This window comes from Bacillus sp. MSP13 (genome assembly GCF_000815295.1).
Taxonomy (GTDB): domain Bacteria; phylum Bacillota; class Bacilli; order Bacillales; family Bacillaceae; genus Bacillus; species Bacillus vallismortis.
Genome location: NZ_JXAQ01000003.1, coordinates 78,437 through 103,911 on the forward strand (window position 1 = coordinate 78,437; position 25,475 = coordinate 103,911).

Here is a 25,475-nt window from a genome sequence, read left to right on the forward strand (position 1 = left end):
ACACAAGCAAGAAAGGGGAATGGAGATGGCTGAACAGAAAAAAATCACAATAAACGGCGTTGAAATGGAAGTGTCCGAAGGCCAGACAGTGCTTCAGCTTTTGAACAACAGTTCAATTGAAGTGCCGCAAGTTTGCTATCATCCCAGCTTAGGGCCGATTGAAACATGTGATACGTGCATCGTCAGCATCAATGGTGAGCTAAAGAGGTCGTGCTCCGCTGAAGTAAAGGATGGAGACGTCATTGATACGCTTTCGCCTGATGTGAAAAAAGCGCAAGTCATTGGGATGGACAAGATTTTATATAATCATGAGCTTTATTGTACAGTTTGCGATTACAACAACGGGGGATGTGAAATACATAATACGGTGAAAGAAATGAAAGTCAATCACCAAAGCATCCCGTTCGATAAAAAGCCTTACCATAAGGATGAATCAAATCCGTTTTACCGGTACGATCCGGATCAGTGTATTTTGTGCGGCCGCTGTGTTGAAGCGTGCCAGGACGTTCAGGTGACTGAAACACTGACCATTGACTGGGAGCGGAAACGCCCGCGCGTCATTTGGGATAATGATGTGCCGATCAATGAGTCGTCATGCGTGTCATGCGGCCACTGTTCAACGGTTTGTCCATGTAATGCGATGATGGAAAAAGGAATGGAAGGGGAAGCCGGATATTTAACAGGAATCAATGACGAAACACTGCGTCCGATGATCGAGATCACAAAAGGCGCAGAAACAGGTTACGGCTCGATTCTCGCCATTTCTGATATGGAATCCGCCATGCGTGATGAACGAATCAAGAAAACGAAAACCGTCTGCACATACTGCGGGGTCGGCTGCAGCTTTGATGTGTGGACAAAGGGGAGAGACATTCTAAAAGTCGAGCCGCAAGAGGAAGCGCCGGCAAACGGCATTTCTACCTGTGTGAAAGGAAAGTTTGGCTGGGATTTCGTAAACAGCGAGGAGCGCGTGACAAAGCCGCTGATCCGCGAAGGCGACCATTTCCGTGAAGCGGAATGGGAGGAAGCGTTATCCCTGATCGCCAGCAAGTTCACCGATTTGAAAGACTCTTTTGGCCCTGATTCACTGGCCTTTATTACATCCTCTAAATGCACAAACGAGGAATCCTACCTTATGCAAAAGCTGGCCAGAGGAATCATCGGCACGAATAATGTCGACAACTGCTCGCGCTATTGCCAATCTCCCGCAACTGCAGGCCTGTTTCGGACAGTCGGCTATGGCGGTGACTCAGGATCGATTACAGATATCGAGCAAGCGGATCTTGTGTTGATTATCGGCTCAAACACGTCAGAGTCCCATCCGGTCTTGTCCACGCGCATTAAACGGGCTCATAAGCTGAAAGGGCAAAAAGTGATCGTGGCGGATATCAGAAAGCACGAAATGGCAGAGCGCTCTGATTTATTTGTTCAGCCGCGTGCGGGTTCAGATATCGTCTGGCTGAATGCTATCGCCAAATATTTGATTGAAAACGGCAAGGCTGATGAACGATTTTTAGGAGAAAAAGTGAACGGACGGGATGAATATGTGAAAAGCCTCACGCCGTACACACTTGAATATGCCGAGGAGAAAACCGGAATAGATCGAGAAACGCTCATCCAAATGGCCGAGATGATTGGTCAAGCAGATAGTGTGTGCGCGTTATGGGCAATGGGCGTGACACAGCATATTGGCGGAAGCGACACGAGCACGGCGATCTCGAATCTGCTGCTTGTGACAGGAAACTACGGAAAACCGGGCACAGGCTCTTATCCGTTGCGCGGCCATAACAACGTGCAGGGGGCAAGTGACTTCGGAAGCATGCCTAACAAACTGCCTGGCTATGAAAATGTAATGGATGAACAAGTCCGCCAAAAATACGAGCGGGCATGGGGTGTGCCGATGCCGAAGGAGCCGGGCATGACCAATCACGAAATGATTGAAAAAATCCATTCCGGCCAGTTGAAAGCGATGTATGTAAAAGGGGAAGAAATGGGTCTTGTCGATTCCAACATCAATCATGTGCATGCCGCATTTGAAAAGCTTGATTTCTTTGTGGTGCAGGATATTTTCTTTTCACGAACAGCAGAGTATGCCGATGTTGTTCTTCCTGCGAGCCCAAGCCTTGAAAAAGAGGGAACCTTTACAAATACAGAACGCCGTATTCAGCGGCTGTATCAGGTGTTTGAACCGTTGGGCGAATCAAAGCCTGATTGGCAAATTATTATGGAAGTAGCCAATAAGCTTGGCGCTGGCTGGCGCTATGAACACCCTAGTGACATTATGGAGGAAGCAGCGATGCTGTCGCCGATTTATGCCGGCGTTACCTATGAACGACTTGAAGGCTACAATTCTCTGCAATGGCCTGTAAGCGCTGATGGAAAGGATTCGCCTTTACTCTTTACAGAGCGGTTTCCTTTTCCGGACGGTAAAGCCATTCTTTATCCTGTTCAATGGACGGAGCCGGATGAATTCGGTGAGGAATATGATATCCACGTCAACAATGGGCGGCTCTTAGAACATTTCCACGAAGGAAACTTAACCTACAAATCAAAAGGGATTTCGGAGAAAACACCGGAAGTATTCTTAGAAATTTCTCCTGAGCTAGCGGCAGAACGTGGAATTCAGGACGGAACACTTGTCAGACTCACATCGCCTTTCGGAAATGTCAAAGTGAAATGTGTGATCACTGATCGTGTCAAAGGGAAGGAAGTATATCTGCCAATGAACGATTCAGGGGAAGCAGCGATCAACCTGTTAACTAGCAGCCATGCAGATAAGGATACCGATACGCCGGCATACAAAGAAACATCAGCCAAAATGGAAATTTTGAAGCGCGACGGAACCAACCCGCTCCCTAAAATCAATCACCGCAATGGCAACCCGCAGCCGCAAATCGGTGTGCAAGTGCAAAAGAAATGGGCGCGGAAGGATTATATTTTCCCTGGCGACGCAGTGAAAAGGGGGATTGGGCGTAATGGCTAAAGCAATTAAACAAATCCAGAAAATCCAAGTAACCGAAGAGGATCAGCGTAAGCGTGATATGAAAGAAATTGAAGATGCATTAGTTGAAAATAAGGAAGCCATTCTAGAAACGCTGCAAATGCTCGGCCATATGAACGAGCGCGGCGCCCTGCCATTGCTCCGCGGCCTTTTTGGCCAAGGGGATAAAGTCCTCGATATTCTAGTGAAAAAAGCAGATACAGAGGAAACGGCCAATACGCTGAAAAATCTGCTTCTTCTGTTTGGAACGCTCGGCATGCTGGATGTGAAACAGCTGGAGCCCCTCATTTTGAAAGTGAATGCGGGTGTGGCAAACGCGGTGGAACAGAAGGACAGCGAAGAGAAAACAGGTTATTTCGATATCATCCGTTCGCTCAAAGACCCGGACATCAACAAATCCATTACACTGCTTTTCTCGTTTTTAAAAGGAATGGGACAGGATACAAAGGAGATGGAACGCACGACTCAGCCTCCGGAGCATCAAAAACAACAACAGGAACCTCGAGAGAAAAGAGGAATGAATAAGCGAGATTGACCACCCGCCCGAGCCGGCTGCCGCCAGCTCGGGTTTTTGTGATAAGAAGGTCTAATGAACTAGTAAAAAATGTTCAAATTCTAGTAATAAGTAAGTTTGTAACGAATGAGATAGAAATAATCGTTACTTTATTACCTGTTAAGAAAAGGAAAAATCAGATTATAATAGAAATCGATTACTTTAGATGGGGGAACAATCATGAAAAAAGTCTTATTACTATTATTTGTCTTGACGATCGGGCTTGCGCTTTCCGCGTGCAGCCAATCGAGCGATGCGTCAGAAAAAGAAAAACCGAAAGAGAAAAAATCGCAAGAAGAGCTTGAAAAGGAACTTGATAAGGAATTGAAAAAAGGCGGTGAGCCGAAGACCAAAAAAGATGATCAAATACATAAAATAGGAGAAACCATTAAAGCAAATGATATTCATTTTACGGTGAATAAAGTGGATCGTGAACAGAATGGCCAATATGGAGATTTGGGTGGAAAAGACAATGATAAAATAAAAACAATAAAAGGTAATGAAGAGCGGTTAATTATAGAAGTGACCTTGGAATACGTTGGAAAAGGTTCGATGGAATACAGCCGATTGGGATTAGACCTGAAAGACAAGAAGAATAAATCAGTTCGCTCAGTCATTTCGTTGGAGGATAAAGGAAAAATGTTTTTGGGGGGAAACCTGGCGTCAGGAAAAAAGGTGACAGGAGTAGTTAGTTATGTAATACCCAAAGGGGAACAGAAAAATTACACATTAGTGTATAATCCTTTTTTAACAGATACTAGAAGTGATAGAATTGAAGAAAGCGCAAAATACAATATAGATTATTTGATAAAATTAAAAAAATAGCATTAAAAAAAGCACGTTTTCATCAGGGGAGAAACGTGCTTTTTTATAGTGACAAATCATGTGAAGGGATGAGTGATAAAGTGCAAACCAAATGGCTGGAACGGGCGATGCGGATTCGGGCGATCGCACAGGCGGGACTCGCTTTTTCCAAGGATGTGTATGACAGGGAAAGGTACGAAGAGCTGATGAAGCTCAGCGCAGAGATGATGGCGGATTACTCACAAACGGAAATTGAGGTGATCACTGATTTATGGAAGGGTGAGAAAGGCTATCCGACTCCGAAAGCGGATGTTCGCGGCGCAGTATTCCGAGACAATCAGATTTTGCTTGTCCGGGAGAAGCATGATGAGCTGTGGTCACTGCCGGGTGGGTTTTGTGAGATTGGGTTATCGCCGGTTGAAAACGTGATCAAGGAAATCAAAGAAGAGTCGGGGTATGACACAGAACCGTCTCGATTGCTGGCCGTGCTAGACAGCCATAAGCACAGTCATCCGCCTCAGCCGTATCACTATTATAAGATATTCATTGAATGCAGCATAACAGGGGGACATGGTGAAACAGGAATTGAGACGAACCATGCCGCTTTTTTTCCGGAAGACAGGCTCCCGCCGCTTTCTCCAAAACGAAACACAGCCTCACAGCTCGGCATGCTGTTTGACTTTTTGCGCCATCCGGACAAGAGAACGATATGTGACTAAGCAAAGAAAGAGCCTTCCGGGTTCTTTCTTTTTTTATAGCGTAATATGTTTTTCGATGCGAGTTTTACGGCTGGTTTTTTGTTTTCACTTTTCCTTCTAATCAGCTGCCGACATCTTGTTTTTTTAAACGGGTCTAGAGTTGCCACCTTTTTAGTCCATCATAGATTCAACTTGGTCACATAATGGAAAAGTCACTCTTAAGAGTTAGTGCTATTGGCTGAAAATAGGGGGATTTTCTTAGTGGAACGTGTGCAATTGAATGCATATTGAATTTGCATGCTTATGTCTAAGGTCACGTTGTGAGCCAAAGGAGGGGTGCAGAATAGAAAAAAATTGAGAGATTATGGTAAGATGAACGAAATTCGAGAGGGAATATATGATGCCTGCATTGGACATCGTAATCGCCTGCCTGCTGTTATTAATCTGTCTATACTTGATTGTCCCTCTCTTTCTCGAAAGCGGGAGGTGAAGACGAACGTTAATTGCTGAATTCTTTCAAGGGGAGTGACAATACATGAATGTGCTGAACCGACGTCAAGCCTTGCAGCGAGCACTGCTCAATGGAAAAAACAAACAGGATGCATATCATCCGTTTCCGTGGTACGAATCGATGAGAAAGGATGCGCCTGTTTCCTATGAAGAAGAAAACCAAGTGTGGAGCGTTTTTCTATATGATGATGTCAAAAAAGTCATTGGCGATAAAGAGCTGTTTTCCAGTTATATAGCGCAGCAGTCAAGCGCTATTGGACATTCAATCATTAACATGGACCCGCCAAGGCATACGCAAATCCGTTCTGTCGTAAATAAAGCCTTCACGCCGCGTGTGATGAAGCAATGGGAACCGAGAATTCAGGAGATCACAGATGAACTGATTGAAACGTTTCAGGGGCGAAGCGAGTTTGATCTAGTGCGCGATTTTTCATATCCGCTTCCGGTCATCGTGATATCTGAGCTGCTCGGGGTGCCTTCTGAGCATATGGATCGGTTTAAAACATGGTCTGATCTTCTGGTCAGCACGCCAAAGGATAAAAGTGAAGAAGCTGAAAAAGCCTTTTTAGAAGAACGAAACAAGTGCGAGGAAGAACTGGCCGCGTTCTTTGCCGACATCATAGAAGAAAAGCGAAACAAACCAGCACAGGATATCATTTCAATTTTAGTGAAAGCGGAAGAAACAGGCGAAAAGCTGTCAGGAGAAGAGCTGATTCCGTTTTGCACGCTGCTATTGGTGGCCGGGAATGAAACCACAACAAACCTGATTTCAAATGCAATGTACAGCATATTGGAAACGCCGGATGTTTATGAGGAACTGCGGAGCCATCCTGAACTCATGCCTCAGGCAGTGGAGGAAGCCCTGCGTTTCAGGGCGCCAGCACCGGTTTTGAGGCGCATTGCCAAGCGAGATACGGAGATCGGGGGACACCGCATGAAAGAAGGGGATATGGTTCTGGCTTTTGTGGCGTCAGCAAATCGTGATGAAGCGAAGTTTGACAGGCCACACCTGTTTGATATTCACCGCCATCCCAATCCGCATATCGCGTTTGGGCACGGCATCCATTTTTGTCTTGGGGCGCCCCTTGCCCGTCTTGAAGCGAATATCGCGTTAACGTCTTTGATTTCTGCTTTTCCTCATATGGAATGCGTCAGTATCACACCGATTGAAAACAGCGTGATATACGGATTAAAGAGCTTCCGTGTGAAAATTTAATAGAGAAGGAGAATGGAGATTCATGAAAAAGCACCATATTTCGATGATCAATATCCCGGCGTACGGGCATGTCAATCCTACGCTTGCATTAGTAGAGAAGCTTTGTGAGAGAGGGCATCGTGTCACCTATGCCACGACGGAGGAGTTCGCGCCTGCTGTACAACAAGCCGGCGGAGAAGCATTGATCTATCGTACATCCTTGAATATTGACCCTAAGCAAATCAGGGAGATGATGGAAAAGAATGATGCGCCGCTCATTCTCTTAAAAGAATCACTGAGCATTCTGCCGCAACTTGAGGAGTTATATCAAGATGATCAGCCTGATCTGATCATCTATGATTTTGTCGCGCTGGCTGGAAAATTGTTTGCTGACAAGCTTCATGTGCCCGCTGTCAAGCTTTGTTCATCCTATGCCCAAAATGAATCCTTTCAGCTCGGAAGCGAAGACATGCTGAAAATGATAAAAGAGGCCGAGGCTGAATTTAAAGCCTATTTGGAGCAAGAGCAATTGCCGGTTGTTTCATTTGAACAATTAGCTGTGCCGGAACCATTAAATATTGTGTTTATGCCGAAGTCTTTTCAAATCCAGCATGAGACGTTCGATGACCGTTTCTGTTTTGTCGGCCCTTCCCTTGGAAAACGGACGGAACAAGAAAGCCTGTTGATGAAAAAGGGTGATCGCCCGCTTATGCTGATCTCATTGGGAACGGCGTTTAACGCATGGCCGGAATTTTACAAGATGTGCATCGAGGCATTTCGAGATTCTTCGTGGCAAGTGATCATGTCGGTCGGAAAAACGATTGACCCTGAAAGCTTGGATGATATCCCTGCTCACTTTACCATTCGCCAAAGCGTGCCGCAGCTTGAGGTGTTGGCGAAAGCTGATTTATTTATTTCTCATGGCGGGATGAACAGTACAATGGAAGCGATGAATGCCGGTGTGCCGCTTGTCGTCATTCCGCAAATGTATGAGCAGGAGCTCACCGCAAAGCGTGTCGATGATTTAGGCCTCGGCGTTTATTTGCCGAAAGAGGAAGTGACGGTTTCCAAGCTGCAGGAAGCGGTTCAGGCTGTATCCGGTGATCCAGGGGTGTTAAACCGCGTCAAGAACATGCAAAAGGATGTAAAAGAGGCGGGCGGAGCAGAGCGTGCGGCCGCAGAGGTTGAAGCGTTTATGAAAAAATCCGCTGTTACACAATAAATCATAAAAACCGAAATCAAACATTCGATTTCGGTTTTTTGTTTAAATGTTCTTTTTCATTCCGCATCTCCGGCATTCTCTTAGAAATTTTCCGTCTTTAACAGAGCTTTTGAACAGTGTGTAATCACAATTGTCACAGCGCCCGCTGCGGACGTCCGGGTATTCATTGAATTCGTAAACGATCGTTGTATCGAAGCCTTTAGTCTCATATTCTTCTTTTGTGTCCATGGCGAACCTCCGTTAGAAAACATGTCTGCTGTTTATATTACAGCAAGCTTCAGTCGTATTCAAATGGATTTTAGAGGTTTGGGTTTATCTTGATTTCTCCCTCGGTTTGCGCCACAATAGCTTTATTAAGCTCGTAGACATAAAAACATATGCATAGAGGAGAGGAAGCGGGTATGGGAAAAGGATTACATGGAAAACGCGTGGCGATCGGGGGCTCCCGAAAAACGGAAGAGATCAGCACAATCATTGAAAAACAGGGCGGAACACCTGTCATCCGTCCTCTCCAAGGAACGGTTTACTTAGCAGAGAAGCAGGTGGAGCCGGATTTGCGGACGTTTGTGGAGGAAAAAGCTGACTGGGTTATTTTCACAACAGGCATCGGCACGGAGACGCTTGTCGATATGGCAGAGAAAATCGGTCTGAAAGATGAGTTTTTGCAGGCCATTCGCCAAGCGAAAGCTGCATGCCGGGGATACAAAACACTGGCTGCGCTGAAAAAGCTTGGGATCACCCCGGAAGCTTCAGATGAAGACGGGACAACAAGAGGCTTAATCCGTTCTCTGGAGCCCCACGATTTTTCAGGAAAAACAGTCATGGTGCAGCTTCATGGAGAAAATGCGCCTGCCCTCATGGCATTTCTTGAAGAAAAGGGCGCGTCTGTCCTGCCGATTCTGCCTTATCAGCATATCCCGCCTGAGGAGGAAACAGTGGAGCAGTTATGCCGGGAGCTGATGAATGGTGAGATCGACGCCGTTTGTTTTACAACGGCCATTCAGGTTCGTTCCCTGTTTGACTTTGCCAAGGAGCGCGGCTATATCAATGAAGTGAAGGCTGTATTCGAAGAGCGCGCTATCGCTGCGGCTGTCGGCAAAGTGACCGCGGAAGCGCTGAGGGAAGAAGGCATGACAAGATTGCTCGCTCCGGAGATTGAGCGGATGGGCGCGATGATTATTGAGCTGTCTAAGTATTATGAAGAAAAAGAATAACCAGTACAAAAGCCGCTTTTCCGAAAGGAAGCGGCTTTTTATATGCCGGCAAAAGACTGAAGCCTGCATTTGGATGTGAAAACGGCTTTGTGTTTATCCTTATCAGCTGTTTTTATACTGCCAAACTTCGAGCATTATGTTTTCATAGCACATTGTTTTCTTTTTGTGAGGCTTTCAATTTTATCTGCAATTCTTCTTTTATTTCATGCAAACGCTGATCTACGGAGACCTGCGGGATTTTATAGCCAACGAAGAAAGGGGAAACGACGAAACGCGGCACGATTTTGCAGATGATCTTTTGATTTGTATGATAGAAAAATAAATTATAGCTTGTGCATTTATAGCTGAAATCTTGGGTCAAATAGGTAACAGCTGTTTGAATATAATCAGCCATCAGGTCAGTATTCTCCAGCGAGTCACTAATGATCACATTCATTTCTGTAAAACCCATAATCGGATCGCTCGACAGATTGAATTCGGCTTTATTAGGATGTTCTGCAACCTTGATCCCCAGAAAATTCTCATATGAAAGTGATTTCATATAATCCGCATGTTTTAATCCGACAATCTGCATATGGGCGTGTTTTATACTGCCGCCTGAAAGCGGGCCGTGGTTTTTATACAATATGACGCTTTTGTATTGGGGATCTTTTTCCATATGTATTAATTTCTCTAAACCAAACTGTATCAATTTTCTCATTTTTTGATTGCTGTAAGTCGTTATATCTTCGTCACACTGGCCTGTCTCAACAATCAGCGTCTGGTACGTATCCTGGATGGTGGGGTATTTATTTTCGAGCCAAATCATATCCCCTTCTGTTTCTAAAATGCCGGTGAGGTTATCTCGATCACAAAAAGGACAGGCGTTATGTTTATTGACAATGGTTTCAGGTTTTTGGGCACCGATATAGCTGGAAAAATATAATTTTTGCATCTGATAAAACGACCTTTCAAAATTTTCTAAATTTCTTATGTCACTTTTACATTCTATATGGGTTACATTCTGCTTTCAATATTTTCTTTATTTTTGTTTACATTCACCAAAAAAATAAAAGAATTTATTTTTTATGTAAAATAATAATGCGGGATGTTCACGTTTCCAAAAAGCGTAAAATCCCGTCGTGATGCATGTTTAAGGCTGTTTATTCGTGAACCGAAACTTATAAATTCAAAATTTATAAAAATAAAAATGTTTTGAAAATAATAGTTTACAAATATTACCCATCTGTGTATATTAGGAAATATCTTACGGAAAGGAGAAAATTGGGAGTATTTCACCACAAAAGGAGCGAGTGAGAACATGACAACATCTCATTTTAAAAAAGGCGTGCTTTTTTGCCTGATTGCAGGTATTTGTTTTGGAGCGCAGTGGCCTGTCGCCGGAAGAGCTCTGAAACATATTGATCCATTCTTTTTTACATTGATACGTTATTTGATTGTGGCAGTGGTGCTATCTGTCATTCTGTTTTTTACAGAGGGGGCTAAAAGTTTTAAAACAGAAGGGAAACTGGTTCCAATCTGGTTTTATGGGAGTATGGCATTCTGCGCTTATAATTTTCTTGTATTTTTAGGGCAAAAGATGGCGGGCGATAACGGGGCTATTTTAGGCTCTATTTTAATGGCGCTGATCCCAATGGTGTCATTGCTTGTTTTATGGGTGTACAAAAAGAACAGGCCGGCGAATGTTACATTGCTTTTGGTTGCGGTGTCCTTCATCGGTGTGCTGCTGGTCGTGACAAAGGGAGATGTTGCTTTCTTTGCAGACAGTAATAAGCAGGCAGTTCCTATTATTCTTATGTCAATTAGCGTGTTAGCCTGGGTTCTTTATACGATTGGAGGCAGCAGCTTTCCGGAATGGTCATCCTTGCGTTACACGGCTTTGAGCTGTATTTTCGGAAATATTACGTCTATTGTTGTTATTTCAATATTCGTACTATTGGGAAAAGTGGAAATGCCTTCTGTCAATCAAGTTATGGACATCAAGTGGGAAATGATTTACATGAGTATTTTTGCAGGTGTAATCGGCGTATTTGCATGGAATATCGGCAATAAGATATTGACACCAATCAATGGTTCTTTGTTTATGAACTTGGTTCCGATTGTCTCGTTTATCATTTCCATCATCGCAGGATATAGAATGTCGCCTGTTGAAGCGGGCGGGGCTTTCTTAACGATCGGTGCGATTGTATTAAATAATTTTTATCAGAGACGGCGGTCTGTCATGCCTGCAGTAAAGACAAACAAAAAAGAAGCGGTATAGCATCAAATCCAATCAAAAAGGGGTTTTAAGATGAGTATAAAATTAATGGATGTCACGTTAAGAGAATCAGTTCATGTGGAAGGGGCGAAGATCAATTTAGATGCCGCCCGCCAAGTCGTCAGCGGACTTTCAAAAGCGAATGTTGATTTTATCGAAATTGGTTATGTGTCTTCACATGAAGGAATGAATCTTCAAAGCTGTTGTCCGATTGAATACATAGAAGAAATGGCTTCCGCGATAGGATCGGAGTCAAGCTCACAATTGGTGCTCATGCTGCATCCGGCACAATATCAAGAAGAATTTCTTGAACGGATGAAGCACCCATCTGTCGGTATGGTTCGTTTATGCATTCCTCTTGCGAAAACGGATGCCAGTCTTCCGGTCATCAAAGAATTGAAAGCACACGGCATTCATGTCAGCGCAAACTTAATTAGAGCAAGCCACGCCAATATCCAAGATATCATCTTATTTACAGAAAAAGTAATAGAGGCGGGAGCCGATTACATTTACTTGGCTGATTCCAACGGAGCCATGATGCCGCCTGCTGTTTCATCGTTATTTACCAAGCTGAAAGAACATTCATCTGTAGAACTCGGTTTTCATCCTCATGACAATTTAGGCCTTGCATCGGCAAATGCAATTGATGCGATCCAATGCGGTGTCCAGTTCATTGACGGGAGTTTATACGGTTTTGGCAAAGGGCCTGGAAACCTGTGCATCGAGACATTTGCAGCGATACTCAACCGCTTAGACCTCAGCAAAAAATATGACATTTGTGAATTAATCCAGCTATCAAGACAAGCCTACACCCTATTCATTAACGATACGTCAGAGAATTCCTTCTATGACAAAGAAGAAGGGATTTTGTCGGGATTGCATAATTTGAATTTAGATGTATTAGACAAGCTCGATAGAATGGCGCAATCAAGCGGCCTTAAATTATTGGATTTACTCGTTAGTTTAGAAAAGCAGACGTTGGTTCATCGTGCGGAGTTTGCGCTGCGAAGCACCGAGCTGAGTCAAGTAGGATGAGTATGATGATGAACAAAGAAAACGCAAAACGCAGCTGGAAGCTGGAGTTAGGGACCGGAGACAGAGTGATTTTGGTTTTGCCGAGAATGGACGCAGACGCATTAAGCCGGGAAGAATGGCTGGTATCACTTGCACCGTACCTGAACGACTATACATTTCTCATTTTAGATGTCCCGGAAAAACTGATACAGGAACATAAGGGACAAGATTCATTTACTGTTCCTGAATTGGCTCAGTGGGCACATGATTATGTCGAAAAGAACAACATTACCCCTTATATGATTTGGGGCTTTTCTCTTGGCGGGATGATGGCTCAGTATTTAAGCACGTTCAATGAATACGCAGACACTCCTGTTTTGTTGGTATCCACCATGCTTTGCCCAAATAAAAAATTAAAGGCCGTCTTTTCCACATGGTATATGCTTTGCGACAAATTTGGCGTCAAAGGGCTTCAAGCGGGTCTAGTGCCGTGGGTCGTCAAAGAAAGCGAGCTGCCGTTATTCCAGTTGGAGACGACAGACCGAGAAGATGAGGCGATCGCCGTTGCCAAAATGAAAGCTGGTGTCCAAGCCATTATCAATCATAACGGAAAAGCATATCATGAACAGATGAAGTCGCCGATTCAAATCATTTTCGGAGAAGAATCAATTTTATTAGGACAAGAGGAATCTGAATATTTTGAAAGATATCTGCCGCAGGCGAACATCAATTTTATCCAAAACAGCGGTATGCGCATGTTTGGTGAAAAACCAGAAGAAGTCAAACAAGTAATCGAGAAATTTATTGATTCACATTTTGGAGCAGAGGTGTAAAAACAAATGGCAAAATTAACAGCAGCAGTTTTACCAGGTGACGGAATCGGTCCTGAAGTGATCGAGTGCAGTTTGCCGGTATTTGACCGATTAGGTGTCGATATTGATCTGAAGTTTGGTGATATCGGATGGGAGTTTTGGAAAAAAGAAGGGGATCCGGTTCCGCAAAGAACGTGGGATTTAATTGATAAATGTGATGTGGCATTATTAGGCGCGATTACCAGCAAACCTCATGCTCAGGGCCTAAAAGAATTAGATCCGTCATTGCAAGGTCAAGACCTGAAGTATGTTTCACCTGTCATTCAGCTGAGACAAAAATTACAATTGTTCGCCAATGTGCGTCCGGCTTACAGCTTAGACCATCAGCATTCAAAAAAGTTTAGAATGACTGTCATTCGCGAAAACACAGAGGGACTTTATGCGGGACTCGACTTTTCACCGATTCCCAAAGATTTGTATGATTTTATTCAGGCAAACAAGAACGGACTAAATAATTGGCAGCTAGACGGAGAAGAGGATGGCGGCGCCGCGATTCGCCTGATTACGAAAAATGGTGTAAGGCGATTGTTGAAGTTTGCCTTTGAATGGGCGAAAAAATACAACTACCAACGAGTGACGTGGTCAGATAAGCCAAATGTGATGAGGCAGTCCGGTCAGTTTGCATCAACCATTTTAGAAGAAGTGGCGAAGGATTATCCAGAAGTGGATTGGGAGGTCCAAAACGTTGATGCGACAGCGATGTGGATGGTAAAAGATCCGGGACATTTCGGCGTCATTGTCAGCGAAAACCAATTTGGCGACATTCTCTCCGATCTCGGGGCGGGCATTATGGGCGGCTTAGGCCTTGCGCCGAGTTCTAACTTCGGCTACGAGAATGCATATTTTGAACCGGTACACGGCTCAGCGCCAAAACATGCCGGAAAAATGAAAGTGAATCCGATGGCACAATTTTTGACCATTTCCCTTTTGCTTGAGCATTGCGGTTTTATGGAAGAAAGCATGCGGATCAAAAACGCTGTCAACAAAGTATTAAAAGAAGGAAAAACGCTTACGTACGATTTAGGCGGGATCGCAAGCACAAAAGAAACGGCAAATGCCATCATTGAAAATTGCTAGGGAGGCCAAATAAGTGGATCATCAACAAATCATAAAAGAATTGAAATCGTTTGATACGCCGACGATTTCCGACGCATTGGACAGTTTAAACATAGATGGCGGATTAAGCGGTATCGTACCGAGAAACACGTCTGCTGATATTTGCGGAACAGCGTTTACAGTGGAATACAGAGATCCGAGCGAAGAGGAACAGCAAGTTGCCAAGGCAGCCGATTTTATTGATGCGGCCGAAGAGGGTTCAGTTGTTATTCTTGCTAATAACGGCCGTACAGACTGTACCGTATGGGGCAATATTTTAACCCAATTGGCGATTCAAAAGAAAATCGCGGGCACTGTAATAGATGGTGCTTGCCGTGATATTGATTATATTCGGAAAACGGAGTACGCCATGTTCAGTACTGCTGTCTATATGAAAACAGGAAAAGGCCGGACAAAAAAGACAGCCCATCAGGTCCCTGTCACGATCAGCGGCACGGTCATTCAGCCGAACGATTTTGTCCGCGCGGACCAAAATGGCGTGATCGTCATTCCCCAAGACGTTGCCGAAGAAGTCATCAAGCGTTCTAGAGCCATTGAAGAAACAGAAGAGAAAATCAAAGAAGCCGTTTCGCGGGGCGTACATTTAAAAGAAGCGCGTGACATGTATAAGTATCACCGACCTTGGGAGAACGAAGTGACAGCCAAATGAAACTCGAGCGATTTTTAGATCTTCATGTCCACGCATGGCCTGATACGTATAAAAGAAGATATACGATTTTTAATCTGGGTGAAGAATTAAAAGCGAACAATGGGGCAGCCGTTATGAAAAGCCACTTGATGGCCACAACGCCGCTTGCGCGCACGGCCCGGGAGATGGGGCTGCCGCTCTTTGGATCTATTACATTAAACCAGTACAACGGCGGCATTAACCGGTCGGTGGTGGAAGCAGCGATTGCTGCGAACGGTCCGGATCATTCTTCAATGATGATTTGGTTTCCCACTTTGACCTTGCCGTCAAACAAACCAAAAACAATACAAACCACATCTCATCCTGTTTTAGCTGAACATACAGTGAAATATGAAAGGGTCAGCGAAAACGGAAAACTGCGTCAAGAAACAAAGGAAGTCATTCAAGTAGCATCGGCGTTTAACATTCCATTAGCGACAGGCCATTCCTCAAAAGAAGAAGTGTATATGCTGATTGAAGAAACAGAAAAGCAAAAATGTAAGCTGATGATTACGCACCCGTTTTACCAGTGTACAAATTTTACAATCGCTGAGGTCATTGATATGCTGTCTTCTTCCAAAAACGTCTATGTTGAATTTGCTGTTTTAATGAGCAAAATCGGTTATGACCGGCACGAGGATGTAGTTGAAGTGCTGAAAACATGGGGGACAGATCGCATATGTGTCTCGACGGATTTCGGCCAGTTAAAGAATGGGACAGTAACTGAGGGTTATACGGAGTATGTGACAGAGGTAAAAAAAGCTGCTGAAGCAAACGGATTTGATTTTAATCAAAAAATCGCTGATGAGATTTGTTATTTGAATCCAACCGCTTTTTTAGGCGTGAAATAAAGGTGAGCCCTTCCGTTTCGGGAAGGGCTCATCTTTTTCGGTTATCCATTTTCCTTCAGCTGCTGATGCGCTGTAAATAATGAAGGGTATGTCAGAACGCTTAAGATCACACATGTCAGCGCGGCTGACGCCATCGTTGTAAATACGATTAAGAGCTGAAAGCGTACCGCCTGAATCGGGTCCGCGCCCGCTAAAATCTGGCCGGTCATCATGCCTGGAAGCTGAACAAGCCCCAGCGTTTTTTGGCTTTCCAGCGTCGGGATCATACTCATTTTCATCGCTGAAGTAAGTATACGCTGTATGGATTGCTTCGGTGTGCCTCCAAGAGACAATATCAATTGTATCTCTTCTTTGCGAACACCGATTTCTGAGCTAAGCCGGTTTAAAAACAGACTTGCGAGCACCATCGAATTTCCAATGACCATTCCGCTGATCGGAATGACATATCGGGCCGTAAACGGGATGATATGAAGAGACAGCAATATGCCTTGCGTTACCATTTCTACAATCGCTAACGCTGCGAATACTTTCCAAAACGAACCGATCGCATTTTTCTTTCGTTTGACGACATTTTGTGCCGCCACTGCCAGCATTAGCAGCACCATGAACAAGATAAAAACAGGGTGGTCTCCGCGGAAAATCAGCGATAGGACATAACCGATGACAAGCAGCTGTACCGCAGCCCGGATCGTGGCGATGACCATGTCTTTTTCAACGCCGGCTTTAAAGGATTTGGATAAAAACAAGGCGATCAAAACAAAGATCATTGTTAAAGAGAGAGAAAGGTAATCCATTATCGGGTCCCTCCCTTCAAAAACTCTTTCGCTGCTTCATGCTGCGGATTGGAGAAAAACGCTTCGGTTTCAGCAATTTCCAGCAGCCGTCCGTCCGCCATAAACCAAATGGTGTCGGCAACTCGCTTCGCCTGCTCCATATTATGAGTCACCCACATGACCGTCCATTTTTTCTCTTGATGCTGGCGTTTGATCAGTTCCTCAATCTCAAGAGCGGAAACCGGGTCCAAGGCTGATGTGATTTCGTCCAATAAAAGAATAGAGGAAGGGTTTGCGAGCGTTCTGGCTAGTGACAGCCGTTGCCGCTGTCCGCCTGATAAATCCTTGGCGTTTCTGTCTAGGAGCTCTGGCGGAAGCCCTGTAAGAGATGCGAGCTCCTCAGGAGAGTGCTGCTGGGATTGATGCAGCCTATGGACCAGATTAAGATTGTCACGGACTGTCTCGTCAAGAACGGGAGCCGATTGAAACGCGAGGGCCGCCGTTCGCCTCAGCTCATTGACATTCCATTCTCGGACTTCTTTTCCGTATATGTATATGTCGCCGCTATCAGGCGTTCTCATTACATTGCACATCGACAGGAGGGTGCTTTTGCCTGAACCAGAAGGTCCTAAAACGGCGACGATTGCGCCCTGTTGAATGTCTCCGGTGACATCTTGCAATACATCATAAGTTTGTCTATCTTGTTCATAGCTTTTTCTGACTGATCTGAAGGAGATGGCTGGTCTGTTTTGTGTTTGATCGTTTGCTTCCATTATATTATTCACCTTTCAGTATATAAGTAGGATGATCCTTTATGTAAATATAACGTGAAACAGATGCTTTATGGTAGCGAAAATAAAAGAGAACAGGCTTTCACCCATTCTCCTGCAGATGCTATGCGGTCAGATTTGACTGTGTATTCTTTTTCGGTTTTCCCAGTTGTGAAGCAAAGGTGTGCAACACCATCCCTGCAATAATAATGAATAAACCGGCAAATGATAAAAAGGATGGAAAAACACCTGACAGCAGAACGATTTCACCAAGCAGCGCAAATATCACTTCACCGGATTGGGTTGCTTCAACGGCTGCGAGCTTTTGCGGATTGTCTCTTACCATAGCAGTTGCCCAGAAAAATAAAACGGTAGCAATGACGCCTGAGCTGACGGCAACGATGAAGGATTGACCGGTTTGCCCCGCTGTTGGAAGGCCGTCTGACCACCACCCGTAAGCTGCTATGACCAGCCAGAACGGAAGGCTCGCCAAGGTCATTCCCAGCACGCGCTGAAATGTATCAAGCCGGCCTCCGTATTCTTCGAGCATTCTCCGGTTTCCTAACGGATAGGCAAAAGCCGCAATGACAACCGGCAGCACACTGAAAAGCAGCATCTTTCCGGAAAGCGATTCTGCATGCTGAAGCTGGATGAGCGCCGCTCCGATCAGAATGATCACGGACGTGCCAAGTGAAACAAGGGGAATCTTTTGCCGAACGAGCTGCGGGCCGCCCGGCATCTCTTTTTTGACATAAAAAAGAGGAGATAGGAGCACGCCGGCTACAATGGTGATTTGCCAAGTTCCGGCTACGAGCCAACCTGGACCGTATGCAGCCGCAAATGTGATCGGCGCGTAAAAAAGCACGAAGCCGGCAAAGCTCCATTTGATCCAAAAAAACGGTTTTTTCCGCATCTCTAGTAAGAGTGGGGCGAATGTCCCTCTCATGATGACAATCACACATAAAAACGGCACCATAAAAATAAATCGCAGCGAAGAGCTCCAAAGCCAGCTGCCTCCGGATAATTCCATCGCTCTGTTTAACATAAAGGTAACGGCGAAAAAGAGTGAAGCCAATACTCCGATGATGATTGCTTTCATGATATCCCTCATTCTGGCATTATTTTTTATACTATACTACTCGATATCGCACAGATCAATGAAGTCGTGAGAAAATAAGCATGTTTTACAAACCGCAATGTGTGGAAGACAAAAAATGGAGGTGACATTGATGGAACCAGAGACACAGACCTACTTTTTACAGGATGACGGCAGGATTCCGAACCACCCTGATTTTCCGCTCGTTGTGTATCAAAACGCACTCAAGGACACCGGTTCGGCAGAGCGGATCGTCAATCGGCATGGCTGGTCAAACAGCTGGTCGGGGAGTGTTTTTCCATACCATCATTATCACAGCAATGCGCATGAAGTCCTGATTGCTGTCCGGGGAGAGGCTGTGATTCAGTTTGGGGGAGAAAAAGGAGTTGCCATTCCCTTCAAATCGGGCGACGCAGTCGTGATTCCAGCTGGAGTTGGCCATAAAAAGCAAAGCGCGAGCGGTGATTTTACCGTTATTGGCGCTTATCCGGGAGGCGTTCAGTACGATATGAAGACGGGAGAGCCAAGTGAACGGAAGGAAGCGATGAAGCAGATCAAACAGGTGGCATTGCCGGATAATGACCCGATCACAGGAAATAGAGCTCCTCTTTTGGAAATATGGGTCAAGTGAAGGGGAGAAAATTGCCGGATTGTCAATAACTAGTGCCGCAGAAACGTTATGATACGGGCTTTATTTAAATTAATTTCATAATCGAAGCAATTCACGTTCAAATTTTGTTCAAAAAGTGTTATCATATAGAAGGTAATCGAATTGGAGTTTTTTGTGTTTGCTATTTTCAGAGAGAGTAAAGGATTTTTGACTTATTCAATTGTTTATTTTTGAGATAAAAATAATACTGAATATGGCAAGATGAAAAACTGGGTAGTAAACATTTATTTTTGTAAATGATTGTGCACGAATTCACAATCCTTATTCTTATGCTTTCAAACATGAGACCAGGGAGGGCACTACCCTTTCCAAAAAAATCTGCAAACTGCTTATAGTAAAGGAGAATTGGATATGCCAGAAACAATCGATCAAACAAATGCGTCTGTCAGCCAAAGCCAGCAAGATCTTATTGATCAGCTGTTAAAGCCGGAAGTTCAAGAATCACTGACTGTTCTAGTTGACCAGCTTCCAAAGCTGACTGAGTTAGTGAATATTTTAACGAAGTCTTATGATTTCGCTCAGTCTGTAGCAACTGACGAAGTGTTAAAAAGCGACACTGTCGGTGCGATCACTGAAATGCTTGAGCCTGTAAAAGAAACAGCGAAAGAAGTGGCTGCGACTGCAATCGAAGCGAAAGACCGCGCTGATGCAAGCAACGAAACGATTGGTCTATTCGGCCTGTTGCGCATGCTGAAAGATCCTCAAGCGCAAAAGCTGTTCCGTTTTGCTAACAGCTACCTTGAAGTCATGAACGAACGCGAAAACCAAAAATAATCTCAGACTCAAATTGATATAAAGGACGGAGGATATACGATGTCAAAACATATTGTCATTCTAGGCGCTGGTTATGGCGGAGTTCTTTCTGCTTTAACAGTTCGCAAACATTACACAAAAGAACAAGCAAAAGTGACAGTGGTAAACAAATACCCAACTCACCAAATCATTACGGAATTACACCGTCTTGCAGCAGGCAACGTGTCTGAAAAAGCGGTTGCAATGCCATTAGAAAAACTTTTCAAAGGCAAAGACATTGATCTTAAAATCGCGGAAGTAAGCTCTTTCTCTGTTGATAAAAAAGAAGTTGCGCTTGCTGACGGTTCTACATTATCTTACGATGCGCTTGTTGTAGGCCTTGGTTCTGTAACAGCTTACTTCGGCATCCCGGGCCTTGAAGAACACAGCATGGTATTGAAATCCGCTGCTGATGCGAACAAAGTCTTCCAGCATGTTGAAGATCGTGTGCGCGAGTATTCTAAAACGAAAAACGAAGCTGATGCAACAATCCTTATCGGCGGAGGCGGCTTAACAGGTGTTGAGCTTGTCGGTGAGCTTGCTGACATCATGCCGAACCTTGCAAAAAAATATGGCGTAGACCATAAAGAAATTAAATTGAAGCTCGTTGAAGCAGGTCCGAAAATCCTTCCTGTTCTTCCGGATGATCTGATCGAACGTGCGACTGCAAGCCTTGAAAAACGCGGCGTAGAGTTCTTAACAGGCCTGCCTGTTACAAATGTAGAAGGAAACGTGATCGATCTGAAAGACGGATCAAAAGTTGTTGCCAACACATTTGTTTGGACTGGCGGCGTACAAGGCAACCCATTAGTCGGTGAATCAGGTCTTGAAGTGAACCGCGGACGTGCAACAGTAAACGACTTCCTGCAATCTACATCTCATGAGGATGTATTCGTTGCCGGTGACAGCGCAGTTTACTTCGCTCCAGACGGCCGTCCATACCCGCCGACTGCACAAATCGCATGGCAAATGGGTGAGCTGATCGGCTACAACCTATTCGCTTACTTAGAAGGCAAAACGCTTGAAACATTCAATCCAGTAAACTCTGGTACACTTGCAAGCCTTGGACGCAAAGATGCGGTTGCCATCATTGGTGCTAATTCTACACCGCTTAAAGGCCTTCCTGCTTCCTTGATGAAAGAAGCAAGTAACGTACGCTACTTAACACACATTAAAGGACTTTTCAGCCTGGCTTACTAAGCCTTTCTTGTGGGATCGACATTGCCAAAAGCCATCCTTTCGGGATGCTTTCCGGCAATGTCTTTTTTTATGTGTTTGCTAACGTTAACAATTCATTTTCGAAAAAGAGATTGATTGCAGAGGAATATAAAGGTAAAATAAAGCTAAATCAAAATGTTAACGTTAACATTTTGAAATCGAATGAAAGACGGTGAGGACATGGAACCCTTCATGGGCGAACATTTTTTGCTGAAAAATGAAACCGCTGTCAGCCTCTATCACAATCATGCGAAAGACATGCCGATTATTGATTATCACTGCCACTTAAGCCCGAAAGAAATCTATGAAAATAAGAAATTTCAAAACATCACAGAAGCCTGGCTGTATGGAGACCATTACAAATGGCGCCTCATGAGAGCCAATGGAATTGAAGAAACATACATTACCGGTGATGCGCCTGATGAGGAGAAGTTTATGGCCTGGGCGAAAACCGTGCCGATGGCGATCGGCAATCCGCTCTACAATTGGACTCACTTAGAACTGCAGCGTTATTTTGGCATTGATGAGATTGTAAATGAGCAATCAGCGCCCGCGATATGGAAACGGACGAATGAACTGCTTCAAGGAGAAGGCTTTGGCGCGAGGGATTTCATCGTGAAATCAAATGTAAAGGTCGTTTGCACGACTGATGACCCCGTCGATTCTCTTGAATACCATCTATTATTAAAAGAAGACAAAGATTTTCCTGTCAGCGTGCTGCCCGGGTTTCGGCCGGATAAGGGACTTGAGATCAATCGTGAAGGCTTTCCTGATTGGGTGCAGGCACTTGAAGATGCGGCAGCCATACCGATTACAACCTATAATGAGTTTCTAGAGGCGCTGGAAAAACGGGTGCGATTCTTCCATTCAGCCGGCGGCAGAGTGTCTGATCACGCGATAGATTCGATGGTATTTGCTGAAACGACAAAAGAGGAAGCGGGACGGATTTTTTCTGACAGATTACAAGGAACAGAGATTTCTTATGAGGATGAGAAGAAATTTAAGACGTATACGCTTCAGTTTTTATGTGGTTTGTATGCGGAGCTCGATTGGGCGATGCAGTTTCATATCAACGCCTTAAGAAACACGAATACAAAAATGATGAAGAGGCTCGGACCTGACACAGGCTATGATTCTATGAATGATGAAGACATTGCTAAGCCTTTATACAAGCTGCTGAACTCAGTTGAGATGAAGAAGAAGCTGCCGAAAACGATTTTATATTCATTGAATCCAAACGATAACTATGTCATCGCCAGCATGATCAACAGTTTTCAGGATGGTGTTACCCCGGGGAAAATCCAATTTGGCACAGCCTGGTGGTTTAACGATACAAAAGACGGGATGCTTGAGCAAATGAAAGCGTTATCAAACGTCGGGCTTTTCAGTCGCTTTATCGGCATGCTCACCGATTCCAGAAGCTTTCTTTCCTATACGCGCCATGAATATTTCAGGCGGATCGTTTGCAATTTGATTGGGGAATGGGTGGAAAACGGTGAAGTGCCGCGTGACATGGAGCTTTTGGGAAGCATTGTTCGGGGAATTTGCTATGACAATGCGAAACGCTACTTTCAATTTCAAGAAGAGAAAGCAAACGTGTAACCACATGTCCGCTCAGGCGTGATCATGCGTCATCCTGAGCGGGCCACTACCCGAAAATTTTTAAACACAGAGGTGGAAGATGCGAACTGAACTGGCAAATAAGGTTGTGTCACTCGAAACGGAGAAAAGGCTTTCATTGAAAGAGAAAATATCCTATGGTTTTGGTGATTTTGGCAACGGCTTTATGTTTGATCTCGGCCAGATTTATTTATTAAAGTATTTTACTGATGTAGCGGGAATCCCGGCTGCGATGGCCGGCGGCATTTTTTTAGTCAGCAAGCTGTTTGCGGCGATAACAGATCCGATTGTCGGATCATCTATTGATTATCGCAAACATATCGGCAAACGGGGGAAATTCAGGCCTTATCTATTAATCGGAAGCATCGTGCTCGCGGTGCTTACTGTTCTTATCTTTCTGTCTCCCAATGTATCAACGACCGGAAAACTCATTTATGCATATGCATCCTATATGATCTGGGGCATCGGTTATTCATTTGTGAATATTCCGTACGGCTCATTAGGAGCAGCGATGACTCAAAACTCTGAGGACCGAACCTCCATTTCGACTTTCCGCCAAATTGGATCACTTGGGGCTTTGTTTATCACAAGTGTGGCCGTGATGCCGCTGCTCGTCAAGTTTGATCATCCAAAGATCGGTTACCCGGTGGTCATGGGCTTGTTCGCCGCGCTCGGTGTAGTCTGGTTTTATATTTGTTACCGCAACTGCAAAGAGCGCATTGTCATATCGGAAGCGCCAAAAGAAAAATTAACATTCTCATCTGTCGTCAAAACATTTATCACAAACAAACCGCTGTTAACCCTTGTCCTCATGACGATTTTTTCAATTTCCGCATACAACATTAAATCCGCCATGCTCGTCTATTTCGCACAATATAATCTAGGCAATGTTGAACTGATGGCGTATATGAACTTTATTATTATCGGTTCTTCCTTTTTGGGCGTCATATTTCTGCCAAAGCTCGTCAAAATATTTGGAAAGAAAAGAACGGCAATGATCGGCTTCGGCATCAGTGTGGCCGCGGATCTGGTCAACTTTATGCTTCCATCAAACGTTTATGTGTTTACGATTCTTGCCAGCATCGCCTTTATCGGAATCAGTATCCCAAATGGCATCACGTGGGCGCTTGTCTCCGATATTATTGACTATGGCGAATGGAAATCCGGTGAACGGAAAGAAGCAACGACATATTCACTTTTTAACTTCTCCAGAAAGCTTGCCCAGTCATTGTCGGGTTTTCTATCGGGTATTGGTTTAGGGATTATCGGCTATGTGCCGAATGCTGTCCAGACAGCACAGGCGCTGATCGGAATCAAAGCGCTGCTGCTTCTGTATCCGGCTATAGCTTTGGCATTAGCGATGATCATTATCGGCTTTCTCTATAAACTCACAGATCAGCAGCATGCACAGATTGTTCAGGATATTCATCAAAAGAGCTGACAAAATAAAGTAAAGAATATTTAAAATAATCCGTAAATAAATATATTTGTAAGGGTTTTCTATTGAGAGTGCCCAAAGAATGAAAGAGGAAGGAGGCATATGATTGAACACGGTAACGATATCAGCTGAAGAAGCAACGAAACTTGTTCGGCAAAAGCTGGCCTGTGCCCATTTGAATGAACGAGACGCAGAAAAAGTGGCAGATGTCCTCGTACACGCCGATTTACGCAATGTGCACTCACATGGTGTGCTGCGAACAGAACACTATGTAAACAGGCTAAAGGCAGGAGGGATCAACCCCGAAGCACATCCTGTTTTTAAAGAAACCGGGCCTGTGACCGGGATACTGGATGGTGATGACGGATTCGGCCATGTGATTTGTGATATGGCGATGGACCGTGCAATGGACATGGCAAAGAAAAACGGAGTCGGCATGGTGACGGCTGTAAACAGCAGCCATTGCGGAGCGCTAAGCTATTTTGTGCAAAAAGCGGCTGACGAAAAGCTGATCGGTATGGCAATGACGCATACGGACAGTATCGTTGTCCCTTTTGGAGGGAGGGCTCCATTTTTAGGGACAAATCCGATTGCTTACGGTGTCCCTGCTAAGCATAAAAAACCATTTATCCTTGATATGGCGACCTCCAAAGTGGCTTTTGGGAAGATTTTGCAGGCCCGTGAAGAGGGCGAAGCCATTCCCGAGGGATGGGGAGTCGATGAAAACGGAGAAGCAGCAACTGATCCTTACAAGGTCGCCTCTCTTTCAACATTCGGCGGCCCGAAAGGCTATGGGCTATCTATAATAGTAGATGTGTTTTCTGGATTGCTGGCGGGCGCGGCTTTTGGCCCTCATATCGCCAAAATGTACAGCGGGCTTGAGCAAAAAAGAAAGCTGGGTCATTACGTTTGCGCGATCAATCCGTCCTTTTTTACAGACCATGATACGTTTTTAGAGCAGATGGATGCCATGCTCAATGAATTGCAGCAGTCACCGCCGGCTGCTGGAGTCGAGAGAGTGTATGTACCCGGCGAGATCGAACAGCTGCATGAAGAAAGAAATAAGGTGCACGGAATATCAATCGCTCGGAGCGTGTATGAATTTTTAAAAAGCAGGTGAGAAA

At 44.7% G+C, this 25,475-nt stretch carries 24 protein-coding genes; 19 read left to right on the forward strand and 5 right to left on the reverse strand.

What is annotated here, in order from left to right; translation table 11 throughout:
• Positions 1-25: 25 nt before the first annotated feature.
• The 6 genes from fdhF to SC79_RS01785 all read left to right on the forward strand — a co-directional run bounded on the left by fdhF (position 26) and on the right by SC79_RS01785 (position 7,983).
• Positions 26-2,983, forward strand: coding sequence for a formate dehydrogenase subunit alpha (gene fdhF / locus SC79_RS01760; RefSeq protein WP_039073613.1), 2,958 nt, complete (start codon positions 26-28; stop codon positions 2,981-2,983).
• Complete coding sequence (locus tag SC79_RS01765) at positions 2,976-3,536, forward strand: DUF1641 domain-containing protein (protein WP_039073614.1); 561 nt, start codon at positions 2,976-2,978, stop codon at positions 3,534-3,536. The genes fdhF and SC79_RS01765 overlap by 8 nt, the downstream gene beginning before the upstream one ends.
• A gap of 198 nt (positions 3,537-3,734) precedes the next feature.
• Positions 3,735-4,379: a DUF4352 domain-containing protein gene (locus SC79_RS01770; RefSeq protein ID WP_039073615.1), complete on the forward strand. Its 645-nt coding sequence runs from the start codon at positions 3,735-3,737 to the stop codon at positions 4,377-4,379.
• Between the two features lie 68 nt (positions 4,380-4,447).
• Positions 4,448-5,077, forward strand: a complete 630-nt coding sequence (locus SC79_RS01775; protein WP_082022524.1) for an NUDIX hydrolase — start codon at positions 4,448-4,450, stop codon at positions 5,075-5,077.
• Positions 5,078-5,591: 514 nt separating this feature from the next.
• Positions 5,592-6,782: a cytochrome P450 gene (locus SC79_RS01780; RefSeq protein ID WP_039073616.1), complete on the forward strand. Its 1,191-nt coding sequence runs from the start codon at positions 5,592-5,594 to the stop codon at positions 6,780-6,782.
• A 22-nt stretch (positions 6,783-6,804) separates the two neighbouring features.
• Positions 6,805-7,983, forward strand: coding sequence for a glycosyltransferase (locus tag SC79_RS01785; RefSeq protein ID WP_039073617.1), 1,179 nt, complete (start codon positions 6,805-6,807; stop codon positions 7,981-7,983).
• Between the two features lie 42 nt (positions 7,984-8,025).
• Here SC79_RS01785 and SC79_RS01790 read toward each other — a convergent pair whose 3' ends face one another.
• Positions 8,026-8,211: a hypothetical protein gene (locus SC79_RS01790; RefSeq protein ID WP_039073618.1), complete on the reverse strand. Its 186-nt coding sequence runs from the start codon at positions 8,209-8,211 to the stop codon at positions 8,026-8,028.
• 173 nt (positions 8,212-8,384) lie between these two features.
• Here SC79_RS01790 and SC79_RS01795 point away from each other — a divergent pair, with 173 nt between their 5' ends.
• Entirely contained in the window at positions 8,385-9,197 is an 813-nt protein-coding gene (locus SC79_RS01795; RefSeq protein WP_039073619.1) for a uroporphyrinogen-III synthase, read from the forward strand.
• Between the two features lie 142 nt (positions 9,198-9,339).
• On the opposite strand, the gene SC79_RS01800 is transcribed toward SC79_RS01795, so the two are convergent.
• The gene (locus SC79_RS01800) at positions 9,340-10,131 is read right to left on the reverse strand and encodes a DUF4931 domain-containing protein (RefSeq protein ID WP_039073620.1); all 792 of its coding nucleotides are present in this window, start codon (positions 10,129-10,131) and stop codon (positions 9,340-9,342) included.
• A gap of 366 nt (positions 10,132-10,497) precedes the next feature.
• Between SC79_RS01800 and SC79_RS01805 the strand changes: the two genes are divergently transcribed.
• Genes SC79_RS01805 through SC79_RS01830 form a run of 6 tightly spaced genes read left to right on the forward strand, consistent with a single transcriptional unit; the run spans position 10,498 to position 15,974 of the window.
• Positions 10,498-11,457 carry a DMT family transporter gene (locus SC79_RS01805; RefSeq protein ID WP_039073621.1) on the forward strand — a complete coding sequence of 320 codons (960 nt, stop codon included), beginning with the start codon at positions 10,498-10,500 and terminating at the stop codon, positions 11,455-11,457.
• 30 nt (positions 11,458-11,487) lie between these two features.
• Positions 11,488-12,489, forward strand: a complete 1,002-nt coding sequence (locus SC79_RS01810) for a hypothetical protein (protein WP_039073622.1) — start codon at positions 11,488-11,490, stop codon at positions 12,487-12,489.
• A 5-nt stretch (positions 12,490-12,494) separates the two neighbouring features.
• On the forward strand, positions 12,495-13,301 hold the full coding sequence (locus SC79_RS01815; RefSeq protein ID WP_039073623.1) for an alpha/beta fold hydrolase: 807 nt from the start codon (positions 12,495-12,497) through the stop codon (positions 13,299-13,301).
• A 6-nt stretch (positions 13,302-13,307) separates the two neighbouring features.
• The gene (locus SC79_RS01820) at positions 13,308-14,417 is read left to right on the forward strand and encodes an isocitrate/isopropylmalate dehydrogenase family protein (protein WP_039073624.1); all 1,110 of its coding nucleotides are present in this window, start codon (positions 13,308-13,310) and stop codon (positions 14,415-14,417) included.
• A 13-nt stretch (positions 14,418-14,430) separates the two neighbouring features.
• Positions 14,431-15,105 carry an RraA family protein gene (locus SC79_RS01825; RefSeq protein ID WP_039073625.1) on the forward strand — a complete coding sequence of 225 codons (675 nt, stop codon included), beginning with the start codon at positions 14,431-14,433 and terminating at the stop codon, positions 15,103-15,105.
• The gene (locus SC79_RS01830; RefSeq protein ID WP_039073626.1) at positions 15,102-15,974 is read left to right on the forward strand and encodes a DUF6282 family protein; all 873 of its coding nucleotides are present in this window, start codon (positions 15,102-15,104) and stop codon (positions 15,972-15,974) included. The genes SC79_RS01825 and SC79_RS01830 overlap by 4 nt, the downstream gene beginning before the upstream one ends.
• Positions 15,975-16,015: 41 nt before the next feature.
• Here SC79_RS01830 and SC79_RS01835 read toward each other — a convergent pair whose 3' ends face one another.
• The 3 genes from SC79_RS01835 to SC79_RS01845 all read right to left on the reverse strand — a co-directional run bounded on the left by SC79_RS01835 (position 16,016) and on the right by SC79_RS01845 (position 18,616).
• Entirely contained in the window at positions 16,016-16,768 is a 753-nt protein-coding gene (locus SC79_RS01835) for an ABC transporter permease (protein WP_039073627.1), read from the reverse strand.
• Positions 16,768-17,520, reverse strand: a complete 753-nt coding sequence (locus SC79_RS01840; protein WP_039073628.1) for an ABC transporter ATP-binding protein — start codon at positions 17,518-17,520, stop codon at positions 16,768-16,770. The genes SC79_RS01835 and SC79_RS01840 overlap by 1 nt, the downstream gene beginning before the upstream one ends.
• 121 nt (positions 17,521-17,641) lie before the next feature.
• The gene (locus tag SC79_RS01845) at positions 17,642-18,616 is read right to left on the reverse strand and encodes a DMT family transporter (protein ID WP_039073629.1); all 975 of its coding nucleotides are present in this window, start codon (positions 18,614-18,616) and stop codon (positions 17,642-17,644) included.
• 130 nt (positions 18,617-18,746) lie between these two features.
• Between SC79_RS01845 and SC79_RS01850 the strand changes: the two genes are divergently transcribed.
• The 6 genes from SC79_RS01850 to allD all read left to right on the forward strand — a co-directional run bounded on the left by SC79_RS01850 (position 18,747) and on the right by allD (position 25,471).
• Positions 18,747-19,244, forward strand: coding sequence for a cupin domain-containing protein (locus tag SC79_RS01850; protein ID WP_039073630.1), 498 nt, complete (start codon positions 18,747-18,749; stop codon positions 19,242-19,244).
• Between the two features lie 390 nt (positions 19,245-19,634).
• Positions 19,635-20,057 carry a DUF1641 domain-containing protein gene (locus SC79_RS01855; RefSeq protein ID WP_010329466.1) on the forward strand — a complete coding sequence of 141 codons (423 nt, stop codon included), beginning with the start codon at positions 19,635-19,637 and terminating at the stop codon, positions 20,055-20,057.
• A gap of 39 nt (positions 20,058-20,096) precedes the next feature.
• On the forward strand, positions 20,097-21,275 hold the full coding sequence (locus SC79_RS01860) for an NAD(P)/FAD-dependent oxidoreductase (protein ID WP_039073631.1): 1,179 nt from the start codon (positions 20,097-20,099) through the stop codon (positions 21,273-21,275).
• A gap of 198 nt (positions 21,276-21,473) precedes the next feature.
• A complete protein-coding gene (gene uxaC / locus SC79_RS01865; protein ID WP_039073632.1) occupies positions 21,474-22,895 on the forward strand; it encodes a glucuronate isomerase in 1,422 nt (473 codons plus the stop codon).
• A gap of 79 nt (positions 22,896-22,974) precedes the next feature.
• On the forward strand, positions 22,975-24,354 hold the full coding sequence (locus SC79_RS01870) for an MFS transporter (protein WP_039073633.1): 1,380 nt from the start codon (positions 22,975-22,977) through the stop codon (positions 24,352-24,354).
• Between the two features lie 103 nt (positions 24,355-24,457).
• Positions 24,458-25,471: an ureidoglycolate dehydrogenase gene (allD, locus tag SC79_RS01875; RefSeq protein WP_039073634.1), complete on the forward strand. Its 1,014-nt coding sequence runs from the start codon at positions 24,458-24,460 to the stop codon at positions 25,469-25,471.
• The last annotated feature ends 4 nt before the right edge of the window (positions 25,472-25,475 follow it).